This is a genomic window from Caballeronia glathei (assembly GCF_000698595.1).
Classification (GTDB): Bacteria; Pseudomonadota; Gammaproteobacteria; order Burkholderiales; family Burkholderiaceae; genus Caballeronia; species Caballeronia glathei.
The window spans coordinates 150568-168029 of the sequence record NZ_JFHC01000007.1 but is presented as its reverse complement, the minus strand read 5'-3'; the positions used below and the strand labels follow the sequence as shown (position 1 = coordinate 168029).

At 66.4% G+C, this 17462-nt stretch carries 14 protein-coding genes; 5 read left to right on the top strand and 9 right to left on the bottom strand.

The features are described from left to right. Positions 1 to 4763, bottom strand: a 4763-nt coding sequence (uvrA, locus tag BG61_RS07755; RefSeq protein ID WP_035941617.1) for an excinuclease ABC subunit UvrA, incomplete at its 3' end; no start/stop codon positions are given. A gap of 226 nt (positions 4764 to 4989) precedes the next feature. Between uvrA and BG61_RS07750 the strand changes: the two genes are divergently transcribed. From BG61_RS07750 to BG61_RS07740, 3 genes are all read left to right on the top strand, one after another. After that, complete coding sequence (locus BG61_RS07750) at positions 4990 to 5268, top strand: type II toxin-antitoxin system RelE/ParE family toxin (protein WP_035929713.1); 279 nt, start codon at positions 4990 to 4992, stop codon at positions 5266 to 5268. 12 nt (positions 5269 to 5280) lie between these two features. Continuing rightward, complete coding sequence (locus BG61_RS07745) at positions 5281 to 5589, top strand: HigA family addiction module antitoxin (protein WP_174479709.1); 309 nt, start codon at positions 5281 to 5283, stop codon at positions 5587 to 5589. A 407-nt stretch (positions 5590 to 5996) separates the two neighbouring features. Beyond that, complete coding sequence (locus BG61_RS07740) at positions 5997 to 6917, top strand: restriction endonuclease (protein ID WP_035929711.1); 921 nt, start codon at positions 5997 to 5999, stop codon at positions 6915 to 6917. 391 nt (positions 6918 to 7308) lie between these two features. Here the strand turns inward: BG61_RS07740 and BG61_RS07735 are convergent, their stop codons facing one another. From BG61_RS07735 to BG61_RS07715, 5 genes are all read right to left on the bottom strand, one after another. Then, complete coding sequence (locus BG61_RS07735) at positions 7309 to 7758, bottom strand: PaaI family thioesterase (RefSeq protein ID WP_035929708.1); 450 nt, start codon at positions 7756 to 7758, stop codon at positions 7309 to 7311. A gap of 11 nt (positions 7759 to 7769) precedes the next feature. Further along, positions 7770 to 9236 carry an efflux transporter outer membrane subunit gene (locus BG61_RS07730; protein WP_051672355.1) on the bottom strand — a complete coding sequence of 489 codons (1467 nt, stop codon included), beginning with the start codon at positions 9234 to 9236 and terminating at the stop codon, positions 7770 to 7772. 7 nt (positions 9237 to 9243) lie between these two features. Further along, positions 9244 to 10818 (bottom strand): DHA2 family efflux MFS transporter permease subunit, encoded by a 1575-nt coding sequence (locus BG61_RS07725; protein WP_035929705.1) that lies wholly within the window; start codon positions 10816 to 10818, stop codon positions 9244 to 9246. Positions 10819 to 10820: 2 nt separating this feature from the next. Next, complete coding sequence (locus BG61_RS07720) at positions 10821 to 11912, bottom strand: HlyD family secretion protein (protein WP_035929702.1); 1092 nt, start codon at positions 11910 to 11912, stop codon at positions 10821 to 10823. A 209-nt stretch (positions 11913 to 12121) separates the two neighbouring features. Then, positions 12122 to 13051, bottom strand: a complete 930-nt coding sequence (locus BG61_RS07715) for a LysR family transcriptional regulator (protein ID WP_035929699.1) — start codon at positions 13049 to 13051, stop codon at positions 12122 to 12124. 239 nt (positions 13052 to 13290) lie between these two features. On the opposite strand from BG61_RS07715, the gene BG61_RS07710 reads away from it, so the two are divergent. Continuing rightward, a complete protein-coding gene (locus BG61_RS07710) occupies positions 13291 to 13827 on the top strand; it encodes a carboxymuconolactone decarboxylase family protein (protein WP_035929696.1) in 537 nt (178 codons plus the stop codon). Between the two features lie 52 nt (positions 13828 to 13879). On the opposite strand, the gene BG61_RS07705 is transcribed toward BG61_RS07710, so the two are convergent. The 3 genes from BG61_RS07705 to BG61_RS07695 all read right to left on the bottom strand — a co-directional run bounded on the left by BG61_RS07705 (position 13880) and on the right by BG61_RS07695 (position 16762). Then, a complete protein-coding gene (locus BG61_RS07705; protein WP_035929694.1) occupies positions 13880 to 14653 on the bottom strand; it encodes a slipin family protein in 774 nt (257 codons plus the stop codon). Beyond that, on the bottom strand, positions 14650 to 16071 hold the full coding sequence (locus BG61_RS07700) for an NfeD family protein (RefSeq protein ID WP_051672366.1): 1422 nt from the start codon (positions 16069 to 16071) through the stop codon (positions 14650 to 14652). Before BG61_RS07700 ends, BG61_RS07705 begins: the two co-directional genes overlap by 4 nt. 223 nt (positions 16072 to 16294) lie before the next feature. Continuing rightward, the gene (locus BG61_RS07695; protein ID WP_051672365.1) at positions 16295 to 16762 is read right to left on the bottom strand and encodes a BON domain-containing protein; all 468 of its coding nucleotides are present in this window, start codon (positions 16760 to 16762) and stop codon (positions 16295 to 16297) included. Between the two features lie 274 nt (positions 16763 to 17036). Between BG61_RS07695 and BG61_RS07690 the strand changes: the two genes are divergently transcribed. After that, on the top strand, positions 17037 to 17456 hold the full coding sequence (locus BG61_RS07690; protein ID WP_035930022.1) for a secondary thiamine-phosphate synthase enzyme YjbQ: 420 nt from the start codon (positions 17037 to 17039) through the stop codon (positions 17454 to 17456). The last annotated feature ends 6 nt before the right edge of the window (positions 17457 to 17462 follow it).

Sequence of the window (17462 nt, the reverse complement as noted above, 5' to 3'; positions counted from 1 at the left end):
TTGCCGGAGCCGGACACGCCCGTGATCGCGACGAGCCGCCCGAGCGGCAGGCTCGCCGTGACGTCGCGCAGGTTGTGCAGCGTCGCGCCTTCGACCGTCAGCCATTGCTCGGGCGTTGCCGCGCGCTTCGCGGTGGCCGCGCGCACGTCGCGGCGCGGCTGGAGCGGATGCTGAATCGGATTGGCGAGGAACTGGCCGGTCAGCGAATCCTTCTGCGCCGCCAGGTCGTCCACGCCGCCCTGCGCCACCACCGTGCCGCCGCGCTTGCCGGCGCCCGGCCCGATATCGATGATGTGATCGGCGCGGCGGATCGTGTCCTCGTCGTGCTCGACCACGACGAGCGTGTTGCCCTTGTCGCCGAGCTTCTTCAGCGCGTCGAGCAGGATCTGGTTGTCGCGCGGATGCAGGCCGATGGTCGGTTCATCGAGCACGTAGCACACGCCCTGCAGGTTGCTGCCGAGCTGCGCCGCGAGCCGGATGCGCTGCGCCTCGCCGCCGGACAGCGTCGGCGCGGCGCGGTCGAGGCTCAGATAGCCGAGCCCGACTTCCTCCAGGAATTGCAGCCGCCCTTCGATTTCGCTCACCACGTCGCGGGCGATATCGGCGTCGCGGCCTTTCAGCGCGAGCTTCGAGATCCACGCGCGCGTGTCGCTCACGGTCCAGCGGCCGACTTCGGTGATCGGATAGTTGCCGAACGTCACCGCGCGCGCGACATCGTTCAGCCGCGTGCCTTCGCAGTCGGGGCACGGCACGTCCACGACATCGTCCGGCTCCTGCTCCACCGAACCGATGGTCTGTTCGCGGCCGCGGTCGTCGCCGGCGAGGATCGTGTCGTCATAGGCGGCGCGCTGCTCGCGCGTGAGCTTCAGGCCCGTGCCGACGCAGGTGCCGCACCAGCCGTGCTTGCTGTTGTACGAGAACATGCGCGGATCGAGTTCCGGATAGCTCGTGCCGCAGACCGGGCAGGCGCGTTTTGTCGAGAACACGCGCGTTTGTTCCCGCCCGCGGCGATGGCCGTTCGAGAGGGCGCCGTGCAGTTCGTCGAGCGGCGCGAGCAGGTGCATCACTCCCTTGCCGAGTTCGAGCGTTTCGTCGAGCAGCTTGCGCAACGCGGCCTCGTCGCCCGCCGAGACGACGATATCGCCCACCGGCAGTTCGATCGTGTGCTCGCGAAAGCGGTCGAGCTTCGGCCACGGACTCACGGGCAGAAACTCGCCGTCGACGCGCAGATGCGTGTTGCCGCGCGCCTTCGCCCACTTCGCGATATCGGTATAGACGCCCTTGCGGTTCACGACGAGCGGCGCGAGCAGCCCGACGTGCTGTCCCTTGTAGTCGCGCATGATCTGCGCGACGATCGATTCGGCGCTTTGCGCCTGGACCGGCGCGCCGTCGTGCACGCAATGCTGGATGCCGAGCTTCACATAGAGCAGTCGCAGGAAGTGCCAGACCTCGGACGTGGTCGCGACCGTGCTCTTGCGGCCGCCGCGCGAAAGCCGCTGCTCGATGGCAACGGTCGGCGGAATGCCGTAGACGGCATCGACTTCGGGACGCCCGGCCGGCTGCACGATCGAGCGCGCATAGGCGTTCAGCGATTCGAGATAGCGGCGCTGGCCTTCGTGGAACAGGATGTCGAACGCGAGGGTCGACTTGCCGGAGCCGGACACGCCCGTGATCACGTTGAAGCGGCCGTGCGGAATGTCCACGTCGAGCGATTTCAGGTTGTGCTCGCGCGCATTCACGATGCGCACGACGTCCTCGCCCTGCAACGCGCGGCGCGCGCTCGCCACTTCCGCCGCGAGCTGCAGCGGCACGCCCGCCGCGCGCTTTTCGGCGGCGCCCGGCGCCATCGCTTCCTCGTAGTCGACGAGCGCGCGCCCGGTGTGCGACGCCTCGCACGCGGCCACGTCGTCCGGCGTGCCGACGCACACGACCTGCCCGCCGCCGTCGCCGCCTTCCGGGCCGAGGTCGATGATCCAGTCGGCCGCGCGGATCACGTCGAGGTTGTGCTCGATCACGACGAGCGAATGGCCGCGCTCCAGGAGACGCCGCAGCGCCTGCATGAGCTTGGCGATGTCGTCGAAATGCAGGCCCGTGGTCGGTTCGTCGAACATGAAGAGACGCCCTTCCTTCGCGCCCTTCGCCTGCGACGTCTCCGCGAGGAAGCCCGCCAGCTTCAGCCGCTGCGCCTCGCCGCCCGAGAGCGTCGGCACCGGCTGGCCGAGCTTCACGTACTCCAGCCCCACATCGACGATCGGCTGGAGGACGCGCAGCACTTCGGCGTCGTTCGAAAACAGCGCGACGGCCTCGCTCACCGTCAGTTCCAGCACGTCGGCGACGCTCAGCTCGCGCGAGCCGCGCCCGATCTTCACTTCCAGGATTTCCGCGCGATAGCGGCGTCCGTCGCAATCCGGGCAGCGCAGATAGACGTCGCTCAGGAACTGCATCTCGACGTGCTCGAAGCCCGAGCCGCCGCAGGTCGGGCAGCGGCCGTCGCCCGAATTGAAGCTGAACATGCTCGCGCCGTAGCCGCGCTGCAACGCGAGCGGCGCTTTCGAGAAGAGCTTGCGGATTTCGTCGAACGCGCCGACGTAGCTCGCCGGATTCGAACGCGCGGTGCGGCCGATCGGCGACTGGTCGACGAAGATCACGTCGGATAGCTGATCCGCGCCTTTCAGCGCGCGGAAGGCGCCGGGCGCTTCGGTCGCCTTGCCGAAGTGGCGGGCCAGCGCGGGCGCAAGCACGTCCTGAATGAGCGTCGACTTGCCGGAACCCGACACGCCGGTCACGCAGACGAGCCGCTCCAGCGGAATGTCGACCGTCACGTCGCGCAGATTGTGATCGCTCGCGCCTTCGAGGACGAGGCGCGGCGTGGCGTCGTCCACCCGCCGCCGCAGCCAGTTCGACGCATGCGCCACATGCTTCCTGCCGCCGAGATAGGCGCCTGTCAGCGTGTCGCTGTTCTGGATGTCGTTCGGAGCGCCGTCGTAGACAATGCCGCCGCCGCGCTCGCCCGGGCCGGGGCCCATGTCGATGAGGCGATCGGCCGCGAGCATCACCGACGGATCGTGCTCGACCACCACGAGCGTGTTGCCCGCGTCGCGCAGCCGGTGCATCGCCTCGACGATGCGGTTCAGGTCGCGCGGATGCAGGCCGATGCTTGGTTCGTCGAGGACAAAGAGCGTGTTGACGAGCGACGTGCCGAGCGCGGTCGTCAGGTTGATGCGCTGCACTTCGCCGCCCGACAGCGTGCGGCTCTGGCGATCGAGCGTCAGATAGCCGAGGCCGACGTCGCACAGATACTTGAGGCGCGTGCGCACTTCGGCGTGCAGCAGCTTCAGTGCTTCGTCGAGGAGCGTGCTTGGCAGCGTAAGGGAGTCGAAGAATCGGCGGATGCGCTCGATCGGCATCAGCATCAGGTCGTGCAGCGTGAGGCCGGCCAGGGCTTCCAGTTGCGCGCGCGACCATTCGACGCCTGTCGGCATGAAGCGAGCGGACGGGGACAGCACGGCGTCGGCCTGCTCTTTCGTGCCGAGGCGCCACAGCAGCGCTTCGGTCTTCAGGCGCGCGCCGTCGCACGCCGGACACTTCGTGTAGCTGCGGTATTTGGACAGCAGCACGCGAATGTGCATCTTGTACGCCTTCGATTCCAGATAGTCGAAGAAGCGCTGCACGCCGTACCACTGATTGCCCCACTTGCCCGTCCAGTCGGGCGAGCCCTTGATGACCCAGTCGCGCTCCTTTTGCGTGAGCTCGCTCCACGGCACGCCGAGACGGATGCCCGCCTTCGCGCCATAGCGCACGAGGTCGTCCTGGTTTTCCTTCCACGCGGGCGTCTGGAGCGTCTTGATCGCGCCTTCCTTCAGCGTCTTGCGCGCGTCGGGAATGACGAGGCCCAGATCCACGCCGATCACGCGGCCGAAGCCCCGGCACGTCTCGCACGCGCCATACGCGGAATTGAAGGAAAAGAGCGCCGGTTGCGGATCAGCGTAGCGGATATCGCTTTCGGGACTGTGCAGGCCGGTGGAAAAACGCCAGATTTCCGGTTCGCCCTCGTCCGCGAGCACGTAGACGTTCACCCGCCCCGTGCCGCGCAGGAGCGCGCCTTCGATCGCCTCCAGCGCCCGCGAGCGCTCGGTGTTCTGAAGGCGGAACCGGTCCGCGACGACGTCGAGCAACTGGCGCGCGCCGCCCTCCGTCTCGACGTGGCGCTTTGCCTGCACGCGCGTGTAGCCGCTCGCGGAGAGCCATTGCGCGACTTCGTCGTCGCTCGCACTGTCGGGCAGCTCGACGGGAAACGTGATCGCGATGCGCGGATCGGCCGCGCGCGTGCGTTCGAGCAACTCGGCGTAGATCGTCTCCGGCGTGTCGTGGCGCACCTGGTGCGACGTCTTGCGGTCGAAAAGCTCGGCGGCGCGGGCGTAGAAGAGCTTCAGGTGGTCGTTCAGCTCGGTCATCGTGCCGACCGTCGAACGCGAACTGCGCACCGGATTGGTCTGATCGATCGCGATGGCGGGCGGCACGCCGTCCACGCGGTCCACCTGCGGGCGGTCCATCCGGTCGAGAAACTGGCGCGCGTAGGCGCTGAACGTCTCGACATAGCGGCGCTGGCCTTCCGCGTAGAGCGTGTCGAACACGAGACTGGACTTGCCCGAACCCGACGGGCCGGTCACCACGGTCATCTGGCCGGTATGCAGGTCGAGATCGAGGTTCTTGAGGTTGTGCTGGCGGGCGCCGCGAATGCGGATTGCGTTGTTCGAAGCCAATTTTGCTAACCGGTTCAATGAGTTGGATCGCCGTGAGGCGGCGCCGGGCGGGAAACGGCTTATGCCATCTGCACACGCCGGCCGACAAGCTCGCCACTGTACACTCATACAGTATTTGTCGCAAAAAAGACGAGCGTCCGGTGACGCTGCACGAACCGTTCCGGCAGCCCGCCGGCTCCGAAAAATAGTTTGCCGCTTGTCGGCAAACAGCATAGAATGAAAACCGATGATTCAGTCTTTCGCCTGCGCCGAAACGAAGGCGCTGTGTGAAACCGGCAGTTCCCGCCGCTTCGCCAACATCCTGGCCACCGCCGAACGCAAGCTCACGCTGCTCGACGCGGCCGCCACGCTCGGGGCGCTCAGGGTGCCGCCGGGAAACAGGCTGGAAACACTGCGCGGCGATCTGGCGAAAAGCTACAGCATCCGCATCAACGACCAGTGGCGGATCTGTTTCTCATGGACGCCGGACGGGCCGGCCGACGTGCGGATCATCGACTATCACTAAGCGAGGCAACCCATGGCTATTTCCAGGAACGGCATGCGTCCCGTCCACCCGGGCGAAGTGCTGCGCGAAGAGTATCTCGTGCCGCTCGGCATGACCGCGAATGCGCTCGCCCGCGCGCTCGACGTCACGGCGAACCGCATCAACGACATCGTGCTCGAGCGCCGCGGCGTCACACCCGAAACGGCGCTGCGGCTCGCGCGCTATTTCGGCGGCGACGCGCAGACCTGGCTCAACCTGCAGATGACGTACGACCTGAAGATCGCGGAGCAGGAGCACGCGGAGGAAATCGCGCGGAAGATCGCGCCGCGCGAAGCGGCGTGAAAGGGAAAATTTGGCGAAGTTGCGGGTTTAGCGAGTGGTTGGGATGCAGAAGGTGTCGGGTGCCCACCGAAAGTTAAAGCTGTGGCAGGTACGTGAAAAATTGCGGCAGGAAACAGTTAAGAGATCCCGCCGAGCGTAAAAAGAGCGCTCGGCATGATCCGGCGCTTTTCTTTTGAGGCCGTCAACGGCACCGCAGCTCGACGATGCCGGGTCCCTGCGCGTCGATGCGGGATTCGTCCGACGGCGATCGACCCGAAACAGACTTTAACCAATGGCAAGGCGACAATTGCGCGTCTCGGAAAGGCGCGGACATTTGCTGGGAAGTCACCGGTCAAGGTAAGCGGTATGATATTCAGACCACGGCAAAGTGCCGGCATTGGCACCGACTGATTAATTGACTAGCGACAATGGCCATTCCTGATTTTCAGACTTTGATGCTTCCCGTCCTACGTTCGTCCGAAATGGGTGAGATGAAAATTTCTGAGGTCGTCCAGTTGTTGGCTGACAAATTTCAACTGACAGAGGACGAGCGGTCGGAACTTCTTCCATCCGGAAAACAGACCACTTTCGCTAACCGTGTGCATTGGGCCAAAAGCTATTTGGGCAAGGCGGGCCTAGTCGAGTTGACCAAACGAGCGCACTTCCAGATAACCGATCGGGGACGTGAGGTATTGTCCAATCCGCCGGAAAAGATCGACATTCGCTTTCTGGAACAATTCCCGGAGTTCGTATTGTTCCGGGACGCCAGCAATGGTAGCGGCAATGCCGGAAAAGACTCGCCGGCAGTGGAAGCTGTCCAGGCGAGCGGCATGACGCCGGACGAAATTATCCGAAAAGCTCACGAAGAGTTGGACGACGAACTCAGTCTTGATCTGCTCGCCCGTGTTATTGCGGGCCCGCCGGAGTTTTTTGAGCGTCTCGTGGTCCAGTTGCTATTGGCCATGGGTTATGGCGGGTCTACAAGTGACGCCGGCCGAGCGTTAGGCAAGAGCGGTGACGGCGGCGTTGATGGCGTTATCGACCAAGACGCCTTGGGTTTGGATCGGATCTACGTACAGGCCAAGCGCTATTCGGACGGCAATAATATCGGCTCGGGCGCGCTCAGGGATTTCTTTGGATCACTGGATCGTTTCAAGGCGGCAAAGGGGCTTTTTGTCACCACCTCGGCGTTCTCGCCTTCTGCCCGAGAGACGGCTGATTTTCTTAGCAAGCGTATTGTCTTGATTGACGGTCGCCAGCTAGCCAAGCTGATGATCAGATACAACGTTGGCTGTCGTGTTGAAGAAACGATCCAGCTAAAGAAGGTCGACGAAGAATTTTTTGAGTAGTCGTTGAACGGCAGCTTACTGAGTGGAGCCAGCGTTCGAACGCCCGGGTAATGGCACGCGCAAATGACGCCTCCTAGCCGGCTCCCGCCCGTCTCCAATCGACGACGAACAAGCCCTTCCGCGCCCCGACCGGGACCATAGAATCCGCTGCGTCAACGAGGACAAGCCGTCTTTTTCATTTACCGCTACAGAGCAAGCGTTTTTTTCCACATTCCGTGGCGCGTGCTGGGCAACGGATGCCCATTGCCCTGAAAAATCCCTTTCCTTTAGGGCCTGACTTTCCACGAATTTCGTAAGCCAGCAGAAACGTGGATTTCCGTCGAGCCTCCGGTTTGCGTCGCAGGCCAGAACCGCGCAAGGGAATATCGGCTACCCCGTTGCGCCCTTCATCTCACCGGTCGATCACGAGCAGCGTCGAAGTCGCCGACGCATGCAGCCGGCCGCTCGCGTCCTTGAGCGTGGCCTGCGCGAACGCCGCGCGCCTGCCGATCGACAGCACGGCGCCTTCGGCGCGCAGCAGGCCCGAATCGCGGGTAATCGCCTTGTGGTACGACACTTTCAGTTCGAGCGTCGTATAGGCCTGCGTCGCGGTGAGGCACGAATGCACCGCGCATCCGCACGCGGAATCGAGCAGCGTGGCCGCGTAGCCGCCATGTACGGTGCCGATCGGGTTGTAGGCGTGGTCGCCCGCAATGCCCGTGAACACCGCCCGCCCCGCGTCCACTTCGACGAAATCGAAATCCAGCGACACCAGAATGCCGGGCTTGCGCCCCGAGGCGATCAGCGCGCGCAGTTGCGCGAGTCCGTCGAGGCCCGCGCCGGTTTCTTCGATCAGGCTCATGTCGCTTCTCCTCAGTTCACGGATGGCGCGCCGACGAGCGACGGCGTGCGGTTCGCCAGTGCGTCGGCGGCAGCGGGCGTCTCGCTCCAGCCGCCGCCGAGCGACCGGTACAGCGCCACGGCCGCGAGCGCATGCTCGCGCTTCGCCTGATTCAGCGAATCGGCGTCCCGCAGATACGCCTCCTGCGCCGCGAGCACGTCGAGAAAACTCGCCGCGCCGCCCTTGTACAACTGCGTCGAGAGCGTGAGCGACTTGTCCGATGCGGCGAGCGCGTCGGTCAGCCGCGCGCTCTGCTCGGTCGTGCTCACGAGGTCGCTGCGCGTGTCCTCCACGTCCTTGAGCGCCTGCAGGATCGTCTGCCGCAGATGCAGATCCGATTCGCGCATCCGGCTCTCGCTCTGTTCGATGCCCGCCGTGATGCGCCCCGCGTTGAAAATCGGGCTCGTGGCGTTGAGCGCCGCGCTGAAGAGGTTGTCGGTCAGCGTCGGCATGCCGAGATACGACGACGCCAGCAGCCCGTCAGTCAGGCTCAGCGAGAACTTCGGATAGCGCTCCGCCTTCGCCACGCCGACCTCCGCCGCGCGCCGCTGCACATCGGCGTAGGCGATCAGCACGTCCGGGCGGCGCAGCAGCGCTTCGGACGGCAGCATCAGCGGCGCCGCATTGGTCGGCGCCGGGATCACGGGGGCGTCGCCTGCGTGGGCGAGCATCAGCCGGTCGACGGACTCCGGCGTGCGCCCCGAATACACGGCGATCAGGCTCAACTGGTGCTGGATCGTCGACTGCACGCGCGGAATGCGCGACTGCAGGTCGCTCAACTGGTTCTGCGCGCGCGAGACGTCGAGCTGCGTCGAAAGGCCGTACTGCAGCCGCCGCTGCGTGAGGCGCAGCGCGCGTTCGCGGATCACGGCGTTGTCCTGCAGGATCTTGAGCTGCGCCTGCGCCCAGCGCAGGTCCACGTAGGCCGAGGCCGTATCGGCGGCGAGCGCGAGACGCAACTGGTCGGAGGCGTGCTCCCGGCCGACCAGTTGCGCCTGCGACGCCAGCAGTTCCAGCCGCGCGCCGCCGAACACGTCGGGCGTCCAGCTGAGCGCGAGGCCAAAACCCGCCTGGCGCACATAGCCGAGCGGCGGCGGCGCGTTCTGCCGCACGTTCGCGGCGCCGGCGTTCGCGTCGAGTTGCGGGAGCAGCACGGCGCGGCGCTGCGTCGTGAGCGACTCCGCCTGCTTCACGCGCTCGATGGCGGCCTGCAGGTCGAGATTGTCGTTCAGCACCGACGCCACCAGCTCATGCAGCACCGGATCGCCGAACTGCTGCCACCAGGCGGCGGGATCGGCGCTCTCGCGCGGGACGTCGACGCTCCAGCCGGCGGGCGCCGTCTGGTTGACGGTCGCCGGCAGGTCGGCGTGCGTGGCGGGCTGCACGGCGCACGCCGCCAGCGAGACGCACGCCAGGATTTCAACGAGAAGTTTTTTCATGATCGGCTCAGTGGGCGTCCGGGGAAGGCGCAGCACTCCCGATCGGCCGCGAGAACAGGACGCTCACGACGCCCACCAGAAAGCAGAGCGCCAGGACGTAGAAGCAGTCGGAGAAGGTCAGCACCAGCGCCTCGCGCATCACGAGCGCGTGCAGGCTGGCGAGGCTCGCCTGCGAGGCGTCGAGCGCATTGCCCGCGACCGACGCCAGATGGCCAGTGCTGCGCGCGAGCAGCCCGTCGACCTCCGGCCGCCCGACCGTCACACTTTCGCTCAGGCGCAGATAGTGGAGATTCAGCCGGTCGTTGAGCATGGTCGCGCTGACCGCGATGCCGATCGCCCCGCCCAGATTGCGCATCAGGTTGAAGAGCCCGCTCGCCGACTTGAGCCGCGACGGCGGCAGCGAACCGAGCGCCATCGTGACGATCGGGGCCACGGCGAACTGCTGCCCGATCCCGCGCAGCGCCTGCGGCACGAGCAGCTCCTGCCAGCCCCACTGCGCGGTGAGCGGCGTATACAGATAGCAGCCGATGCCGAAGCACGTGAGCCCGAAGAGCAGCAGGATGCGCATGTCGATGATCCGCGCGAGCTGCGAATAGACGAGCAGCGCCGCGATCTGGAAGCATCCCACCGAGAGCAGCGCAATGCCGATCTGCAGCGAATCGAAGCCCCGCACGCGGCTCAGGAACACGGGCGTGAGGAACACCGACACGAACAAGCCGATGCCGATCACGAACGACAGCAGGCTGCCGATCGCGAAGTTGCGCACGCCGAGCGCCCGCAGATCGACGACCGGGTCCTTCGCCGTGAACGCGTGCACCAGGAACAGAAAGCCGCTGATTCCCGCGACCCACGCGCACGCGAGGATCACGTCGTCGCCGAACCAGTTCTTGCGCGGCCCCTCCTCGAGCACGTATTCGAGACAGCCGAGAAACGCCGACATCAGCACGATGCCGAGATAGTCGCCCTTTTTCAGCAGCGAAAGGTCGGGGTCGTCGACGTGCACGTATTTCGGCACCAGCGCCGCCACCGCGATGCCCGGCACGAGGTTGAGGTAGAACAGCCAGTGCCACGACCATTCCGACGTGATCCAGCCGCCAATCACCGGCCCCACCGCCGGCGCGAGCGACGCGAGCGCGCCGATCGTCGTGGAGGCGATCAGGCGCTGCTTGCCCGGAAACAGCATGAACGCGGTGGTGAAGACGGTCGGGATCATCACGGCGCCGAGCGCGCCCTGCAGGCCGCGAAAGATGATCATCGAATTGATGTCCCACGCCATGCCGCACAGCATGCTCGTGATCGTGAAGCCGATCGCCGAGCCGGTGAACAGCCAGCGCGTGGAAAACACCTTCGAGAGCCAGCCGGACATCGGAATCACCATGATCTCCGCGATCAGGTACGAGGTCTGGACCCACGAAAGCTCGTCCTGGCTCGCGGACAGTCCGCCGCCGATGTCCTTCAGCGACGACGCCACGATCTGGATGTCGAGCGTCGCCATGAAGAAGCCGACGCACATCAGCACGAACGCCAGGACGCGCTGCCTTGTCGGCTGCTTGGAGGGGTCGAGCGTGGGGGTGGCCGTCATGATCAGCTCGCGTCCGCGCGGCCGAGATGCACCTTCACCGTCGCCGAGAGGCCCGGGCGCAGCACCGCCTGCATGTCCTTCGGCACATCCAGCCGGATGCGCACCGGCACGCGCTGCACGATCTTCGTGAAGTTGCCGGTCGCGTTCTCCGCGGGCAGCACGCTGAAGGTCGCGCCGGTCGCGGGCGCAAGGCTCTCGACGCGGCCGTGCAGCGGCACGTTCGACGCGTCGAGCTCGACGTCCGCCTCGTCGCCGACGCGCATCTTCTTCAACTGGTCTTCCTTGAAATTGGCGTCGACCCAGAGGCCCGTCGCCGGCACGATCGTCAGGAGCGGCGCGCCCGTGTTCGCGAGCATCCCGACGCGCGCGGTGCGGTTGCCGACGTAGCCGTCGACGGGCGAGCGGATCGTCGTGTATTCGACGTTCAGCTGCGCCACGCGCCGCGCGGCCTCGGCCGTGGCGACGCGCGCCTTCGCATCGGCGATCTGCGCGTCGATCACGGACAGCTCGCGCTTCGCGGCGACGAGCGCCGCATCGCTGCGGTCCACCGACGCGCGCGCCTTCGTGAAATCGGCGTCCGCGCGCTCGACGAGCTGGCTCGACACTGCGTCGTCCTTGACAAGCTCGCGGTAGCGCCAGCGGTCCGCCGCGCTGCGCGTGAGTTCCGCCGCCGACGCCTTCACCTCCGCCTGCTGCTGGTTGATCACCGCCGCCTGCAGATCGTGCTTCGCCTCAAGCTCGGTGACGGCCGCGAGCGCGCCCGCCACTTCCGCGCTCGCCTGGGCGAGCCGCGCGTCGTAGTCGCGGGAATCGAGACGGATCAGCACCTGGTTCGCCGCGACGCGCTGGTTGTCCCGCACGAGCAGGTCCTCGACGAAGCCGTTCACCTTCGGCGCAAGCACGGTGACGTCGCCGCCGACATAGGCGTCGTCGGTGGTCTGGACGAAGCGCAGCACGAGCACCCACCAGGTCGCGGCGGCAATCAGCACGGCCACCACCAGCCCGCTCGCGAGCAGCATCCACGGGATGCGACGGGCCTGCACGGGCAGCGCGGGAGCGGCAACCGATGAAACATTTGTCGAAGGGCTCGTCATGTCTGTATGAAGTGCATATGCACCGAAATGTTGGAAAAGGCACCGGATTACGGCGCTTTCGGATAGCGCACAGGCTAATTGTGCATATGCACCAAGTCAATACGCATTGCGGACATGAGTGAATAACGCCATTGTTAATAATCACGCAAGAATCACGCGAAAATCCCGCCCACCCTTCTGCGACAAGGGTGCCGGACGATGCGCGAGGATCAGGATCCGGCCTGTTCCGGGTGGCGCGCGTCGGCGGGCTGGGCGAAAAACTCCGTGGCGTGCTCGACGAATGCGCGCACTTTCGCAGGCAAAAGCGCGCGGGTGGTGTAGGCGAGGCGGATTTCGACCGCGCCTTCGACCAGGTCGAAGGCGTCGAGGAGCTGCACGAGCTGGCCCGCCGCGATCTCGTTCTGGACGAGGCTCGCCGGCAGCACGCCGATGCCGAAGCCCTGCAGCACCATTTCGCGGTTGAACACCGGGCTGTTCGACGAAACCTCGTAGGTGAGCGGCACGGTCACGTCGTCGCCGCCGATGCGAAACGTGAGCGCGGGCTTGCGGATCGACGGCGACACGGCGACGAACGCGTGATCGACGAGTTCCGACGGATGGCGCGGCTTCGAGTGCTGCTCGAGATAGGCGGGCGTCGCGACGATGACGAGCGGGATGCGCTCGAGCAGGCGCGTGACCGTGGTGTCGCTCGTGAGCATGAAGGGCACCACGACCCCGAGGTCGTAGCCCTCGGCGACGAGATCGACCGGGCGCTCGGTCAGCGTCACCTCGAGGCGCACCTGCGGATGCCGGCGCTTGAAGGTCGCCATCAGCGGCACGAGCCGGTTGACCGCCGCTGTCGTGTGCGCAACGAGGCGCAGCACTCCGGTCGCCTCGACGGCGCGCGTCGTCGCGCGTTCTTCGAGCGCGTCCAGTTCGTCGAGCAGGCGCGAGCATCCGGTGAAGAACTGCTCGGCCGTCTCGGTGAGCGAAATCTGCCGCGTCGTGCGGTTGAAGAGCCGGCTGCCGAGCCGCTGCTCGAGCGTCGAGATCGCGCGCGACACCACCGGCGGCGACACGCCGAGAATGTCCGCCGCCCGCGTGAAGCTCTTCGCCTCCACCACCGTGCAGAACACCTTGAGGGTCGTCAGATAGTCCATGTCACACCTTTCGTCCGTGCATTGCGGCGCCGCGGCCGGATACGGCGGGCGCCCGATTTCCGGGTTTCCGGATTTCCGGGTTTTCCAATCGGCAGGATCATGGCATGAAGCGGCGAACGCGTCGTGAGACGAACGAGCATGATTGCGAGCCCGCCGGGCATTAACGCTCGGAAGGCCGGGGCATAAAGTGCGTCCATGCCATACGGATGGCTGCCAATCCAAAACCAAGGAACCCGATCATGTCACGTCTTTCACAGATCAAAGCAAGCGAAGCCACGGGCGTCACCGCCGAACTGTTCACCGCAATCAAGAAGGCCGCCGGCCGCGTGCCGAACGCCTATGCCACCATCGGCACCCACAGCCCCGCCGCGCTCCGTGCGGCGCTGGACGGCGACGCCGTGCTCGCGAAGGGCAGCCTGGACAAGGCCGATGTCGAAGCGATCAAGCTCGCCGTCAGCGAGGTCGCGGGCTGTGATTATTGTCTCGCCGCCCATACGGCGATCGGCAAGATGGTCGGGCTGTCGGCGGAGGAAACGCGGCAGGTGCGGGTCGGGTCGCCGACCGGCAACGCCCGTCGCGATGCACTCGTGCGCTTCGTGCGGCATCTCGTGACGACGAGCGGCACGATCCACGCGGCGCGTCTCGACGAAGTGCGCGCCGCCGGCTACTCGGACACGCAGGTCGTAGAAACGCTGTTTGCCATCAGCGTGATCAACTTCACGAACCTCGTGAACCGCGTGAACGATACCGACGTGGACTTTCCCGCCGTCGACTAAACCCGTCGCGCATCGTCGAGCCTCGTCCCGCCCGCGTCCCGCGGGCGGGCGATCACTCCTTCGGCCCCCGGCCGAGCCGGTCGATGAACGAGCTGACGATATCGACGGGAAACGGAAACACGATCGTCGAGTTCTTGTCGCCGGCGATGGTGGTCAGCGTTTGCAGGTAGCGCAACTGCATCGCCTGCGGCGCCTGCGCGAGCATCTGCGCCGCCTGCAGCAGCTTCTCCGACGCCTGCAGCTCCCCTTCCGCATGGATGATCTTCGCGCGCCGCTCGCGTTCGGCTTCGGCCTGGCGGGCGATCGCGCGGATCATCGTCTCGTTGATGTCCACGTCCTTGATTTCCACATTCGATACCTTGATGCCCCACGCATCGGTCTGGGCGTCGAGCACGCGCTGGATGTCCGCGTTCAGGCGCTCGCGCTCCGCGAGCAGTTCGTCGAGTTCGTGCTTGCCGAGAATCGCCCGCAGCGTGGTCTGCGACAGCTGGCTCGTGGCGTCGAGAAAGCGCGCGACCTGGATCACGGCCTTTTCCGGGTCCACGACGCGAAAGTACACCACCGCGTTCACCTTGACCGACACGTTGTCGCGCGTGATCACGTCCTGCGGCGGCACGTCGAACACGACGGTGCGCAGGTCCATGCGCACCACCTGCTGCACCGCCGGGATGATGAGCACGAGCCCCGGACCCTTGACCTTCCAGAAGCGCCCGAGCATGAACACGACGCCGCGCTCGTATTCGCGGAAGATGCGGATCGCCGAGAAAAGCAGCAGGACGACGAGCGCGAACAGGACGCCGCTGAATCCGAATGTGAACCCCATCATCGACGCTCTCCCTGGCTGGTTTCGTTGATTGGCTCGACCGTGAGCGTGAGGCCGTGGCGCGCGGTCACGCGCACGCGCTCGCCGCCTGGCGGAAGCGCTCGCGGCACCTCGCTGCGCACGCGCCAGCGCTCGCCGCGAACCGTCGCCCAGCCGCTCCCGGCGCCTGTGTCCGCGTCGTCCAGCATCACGCCGACGCTGCCGAGCATCGCTTCGGAGCCGCTCACGACGGGCCGCCGGCGCGCCTTCAGCGCGAACCCGGACACCGAGAAGACGAAGATCGCGGTGAGGATCGCGAGGGTCACGACGAGGCCCACCGGGATGCCGAAGCCGGGCACGTCGGTATCGATCAGCATCAGCGCGCCGATCGCGAACGCGACGATTCCGCCGATGCCGAGCGTGCCGAACGCCGGCAGGAACATCTCCGCGACGAGAAACGCCACGCCGAGCAGGATCAGCCCGAGGCCGACGAAGTTGACCGGCAGGAGCTGCAACGCGAAGAGGCCCACCAGCAGGCAGATCGCCCCCGCGACCCCCGGCAGCATGAAGCCCGGATTCGCGAATTCGAAGAAAAGCCCGTACATGCCGATCATCACGAGGATGAGCGCCACGCTCGGATCGGTGATCGACGCGAGAAAGCGGCTGCGCCAGTCGGGCTGCAGCGTCGTGACGGGGGCGTGCGCCGTCGCGAGCACGTGCTCGCCGGTGAGCGTGCGCACGCGGCGGCCATCGAGCTTCGCGAGCAGGTCGGGCACGTCGGCGGCGGTGAGATCGATCACCTTCTGCGCGAGCGCCTCGCTCGCCGACAGGCTCTGCGCCTCGCGCACCGCGCGCTCCGCCCATTCGACGTTGCGTCCGCGCATCTGCGCGAGCCCGCGGATGTAGGCGGCCGCGTCCTGCACCTGCTTTTTCGACTCGGTGGATTGCGCGTCCGCGCCCGATGCCGCCGACGCGCCGCCGCGCTTGCCGTCGGGCTTGTCATCACGCTTTTCGTCGCCGCCCGGGGGGGCGCCCATTGGGTTCCTGCCGCCCGTGCCTATCTGGATCGGCGTGGCCGCGCCCAGGTTGGTGCCCGGCGCCATCGCGGCGATGTGGCTCGCGTAGACGATATAGGTGCCCGCGCTCGCCGCCCGCGCGCCGCTCGGCCCGATGAACGCCGCAACCGGCACCGGCGACGCGAGGATCGCCTTGATGATCGAGCGCATCGACACGTCGAGACCGCCGGGCGTATCGAGTTCGATCACGGCCAGTTGCGCGTGCATGTCGGCGGCGCGGGCGAGCGAGCGCACGATGAAGTCGGCGCTCGCCGGGCCGATCGCGCCGTTGACCGCGACGACCACGACCGGCGCGGGCGCGCCCGCAGCTACGCTGGCAGCCGGGGCGGCGGCGTTTGACGCCGCGGCCGCATGCGCGCCGGACATATGCCCCGCTGCGAGCGCAATCAGCAAAAGCGCCGCCGCGCGCAGCAGGCGGTTCGCCATGCAGTGCAGGAGCCACGGAACATGCGGGCGAGACAGCCCGAAGGCGTTCGTTCTCATCGATGAAAACCGCCGGCCCGAAGGCGCCGCGGCCCCTCTCTAGCGATGCTGGTCCATGTTTAAAGCTTATGCCAGATTTGCGCGGCCGCAGGGATATCGGGCGCCGCTAGGGCTTCACAACCGTGCGGTCGATCACCGTTTCGACGTCGGCGGTCTCGCCGAGCGCCGAAACGAAGCGGGCCTTGTCGAAGCCCGGCGCCACGCAGCCGTCGACATAGATGAACCGGCGCTGCACGGTGAGCCAGAGGCTCGTCTGCTGCCGCCAGTGCGTCGCCGCGTCGAGCGCGGCGAGCCGGCGCGTCACGCTTTCGGCGATCTCCCTGTCGTACAGATAGCTGTTGGACAGGCGGCAGCGTCCGGCGACCCAGCAGCTATTGCCGCGCTCGATGCGGTAATGCGCCTCCGCGAGCCATTCCTTTTCGGTTTCGAACGGGCCGCGCGGCGCCGTGCAGCCGGCAATGGCGCTCGAAATCTGCATGAAAGGATCGTTGCCGCGGTTGGCGAGCGCTTCCTGCGCGAGCGCGGCATGGAAGGGAAACAGGAACAGCAGCAAGGCCGGCCCGGCCCGCGACATGCGAAAAGCGTGGCCGAGCGCCGCCGCCGCGAACCCGCTTCGCAGGACCAACGTGCGGGCACGGGCCACGGTGCGCCATGGTGGATGGATCATGTCTGCCGCCCTTCTCTGAGGCTGTCGGAACAGCATAGTGCATCGCGGGCGAATGGCGGAATCCGCGCCGCGGGCCGCCCCGCAGCCGGTAAACTTGGTAAATGAGTTGATAAACGAGTGGATAAGCGAGTTGATGAACCGGCGCGCCGGATCGGCGCGCATTCTCCGTACCGAGACCGACATGAAACAGGCACTGCACCATCTGACGGTCGCGACAGGCACGCGCGGCCTGCACGAAATCACCGCCGGCATCGACAGCTGGATCGACCTGCAGGACGTCCGCACCGGCCTGCTGACGATCTTCTGCCGCCACACGTCGGCGTCCCTGCTGATCCAGGAGAACGCCGACCCCGGCGTGCGCACCGATCTCGAACGCTATTTCGAGACGATCGCGCCCGAAGCGCCGGGCCGCTACGTGCACGACGCGGAAGGCCCCGACGACATGCCCGCCCACCTGCGCGCCGCGCTCACCACGGTGCAGTTGTCCGTTCCGGTCGAGGCCGGCCGGATGGTGCTCGGCACCTGGCAGGGCATCTACGTGTTCGAGCACCGGCGCGCCGCGCATCGGCGGGATATCGTCTTGCATCTGGTCGGCGAGTAGCCTACT

Coding starts and splice junctions, on each gene's coding strand:
- BG61_RS07750 (WP_035929713.1), top strand. CDS start 4,990: ATGATTCAGTCTTTCGCCTGCGCCGAAACGAAGGCGCTGTGTGAAACC.
- BG61_RS07745 (WP_174479709.1), top strand. CDS start 5,281: ATGGCTATTTCCAGGAACGGCATGCGTCCCGTCCACCCGGGCGAAGTG.
- BG61_RS07740 (WP_035929711.1), top strand. CDS start 5,997: ATGGCCATTCCTGATTTTCAGACTTTGATGCTTCCCGTCCTACGTTCG.
- BG61_RS07735 (WP_035929708.1), bottom strand. CDS start 7,758: ATGAGCCTGATCGAAGAAACCGGCGCGGGCCTCGACGGACTCGCGCAA.
- BG61_RS07730 (WP_051672355.1), bottom strand. CDS start 9,236: ATGAAAAAACTTCTCGTTGAAATCCTGGCGTGCGTCTCGCTGGCGGCG.
- BG61_RS07725 (WP_035929705.1), bottom strand. CDS start 10,818: ATGACGGCCACCCCCACGCTCGACCCCTCCAAGCAGCCGACAAGGCAG.
- BG61_RS07720 (WP_035929702.1), bottom strand. CDS start 11,912: ATGACGAGCCCTTCGACAAATGTTTCATCGGTTGCCGCTCCCGCGCTG.
- BG61_RS07715 (WP_035929699.1), bottom strand. CDS start 13,051: ATGGACTATCTGACGACCCTCAAGGTGTTCTGCACGGTGGTGGAGGCG.
- BG61_RS07710 (WP_035929696.1), top strand. CDS start 13,291: ATGTCACGTCTTTCACAGATCAAAGCAAGCGAAGCCACGGGCGTCACC.
- BG61_RS07705 (WP_035929694.1), bottom strand. CDS start 14,653: ATGATGGGGTTCACATTCGGATTCAGCGGCGTCCTGTTCGCGCTCGTC.
- BG61_RS07700 (WP_051672366.1), bottom strand. CDS start 16,071: ATGTCCGGCGCGCATGCGGCCGCGGCGTCAAACGCCGCCGCCCCGGCT.
- BG61_RS07695 (WP_051672365.1), bottom strand. CDS start 16,762: ATGTCGCGGGCCGGGCCGGCCTTGCTGCTGTTCCTGTTTCCCTTCCAT.
- BG61_RS07690 (WP_035930022.1), top strand. CDS start 17,037: ATGAAACAGGCACTGCACCATCTGACGGTCGCGACAGGCACGCGCGGC.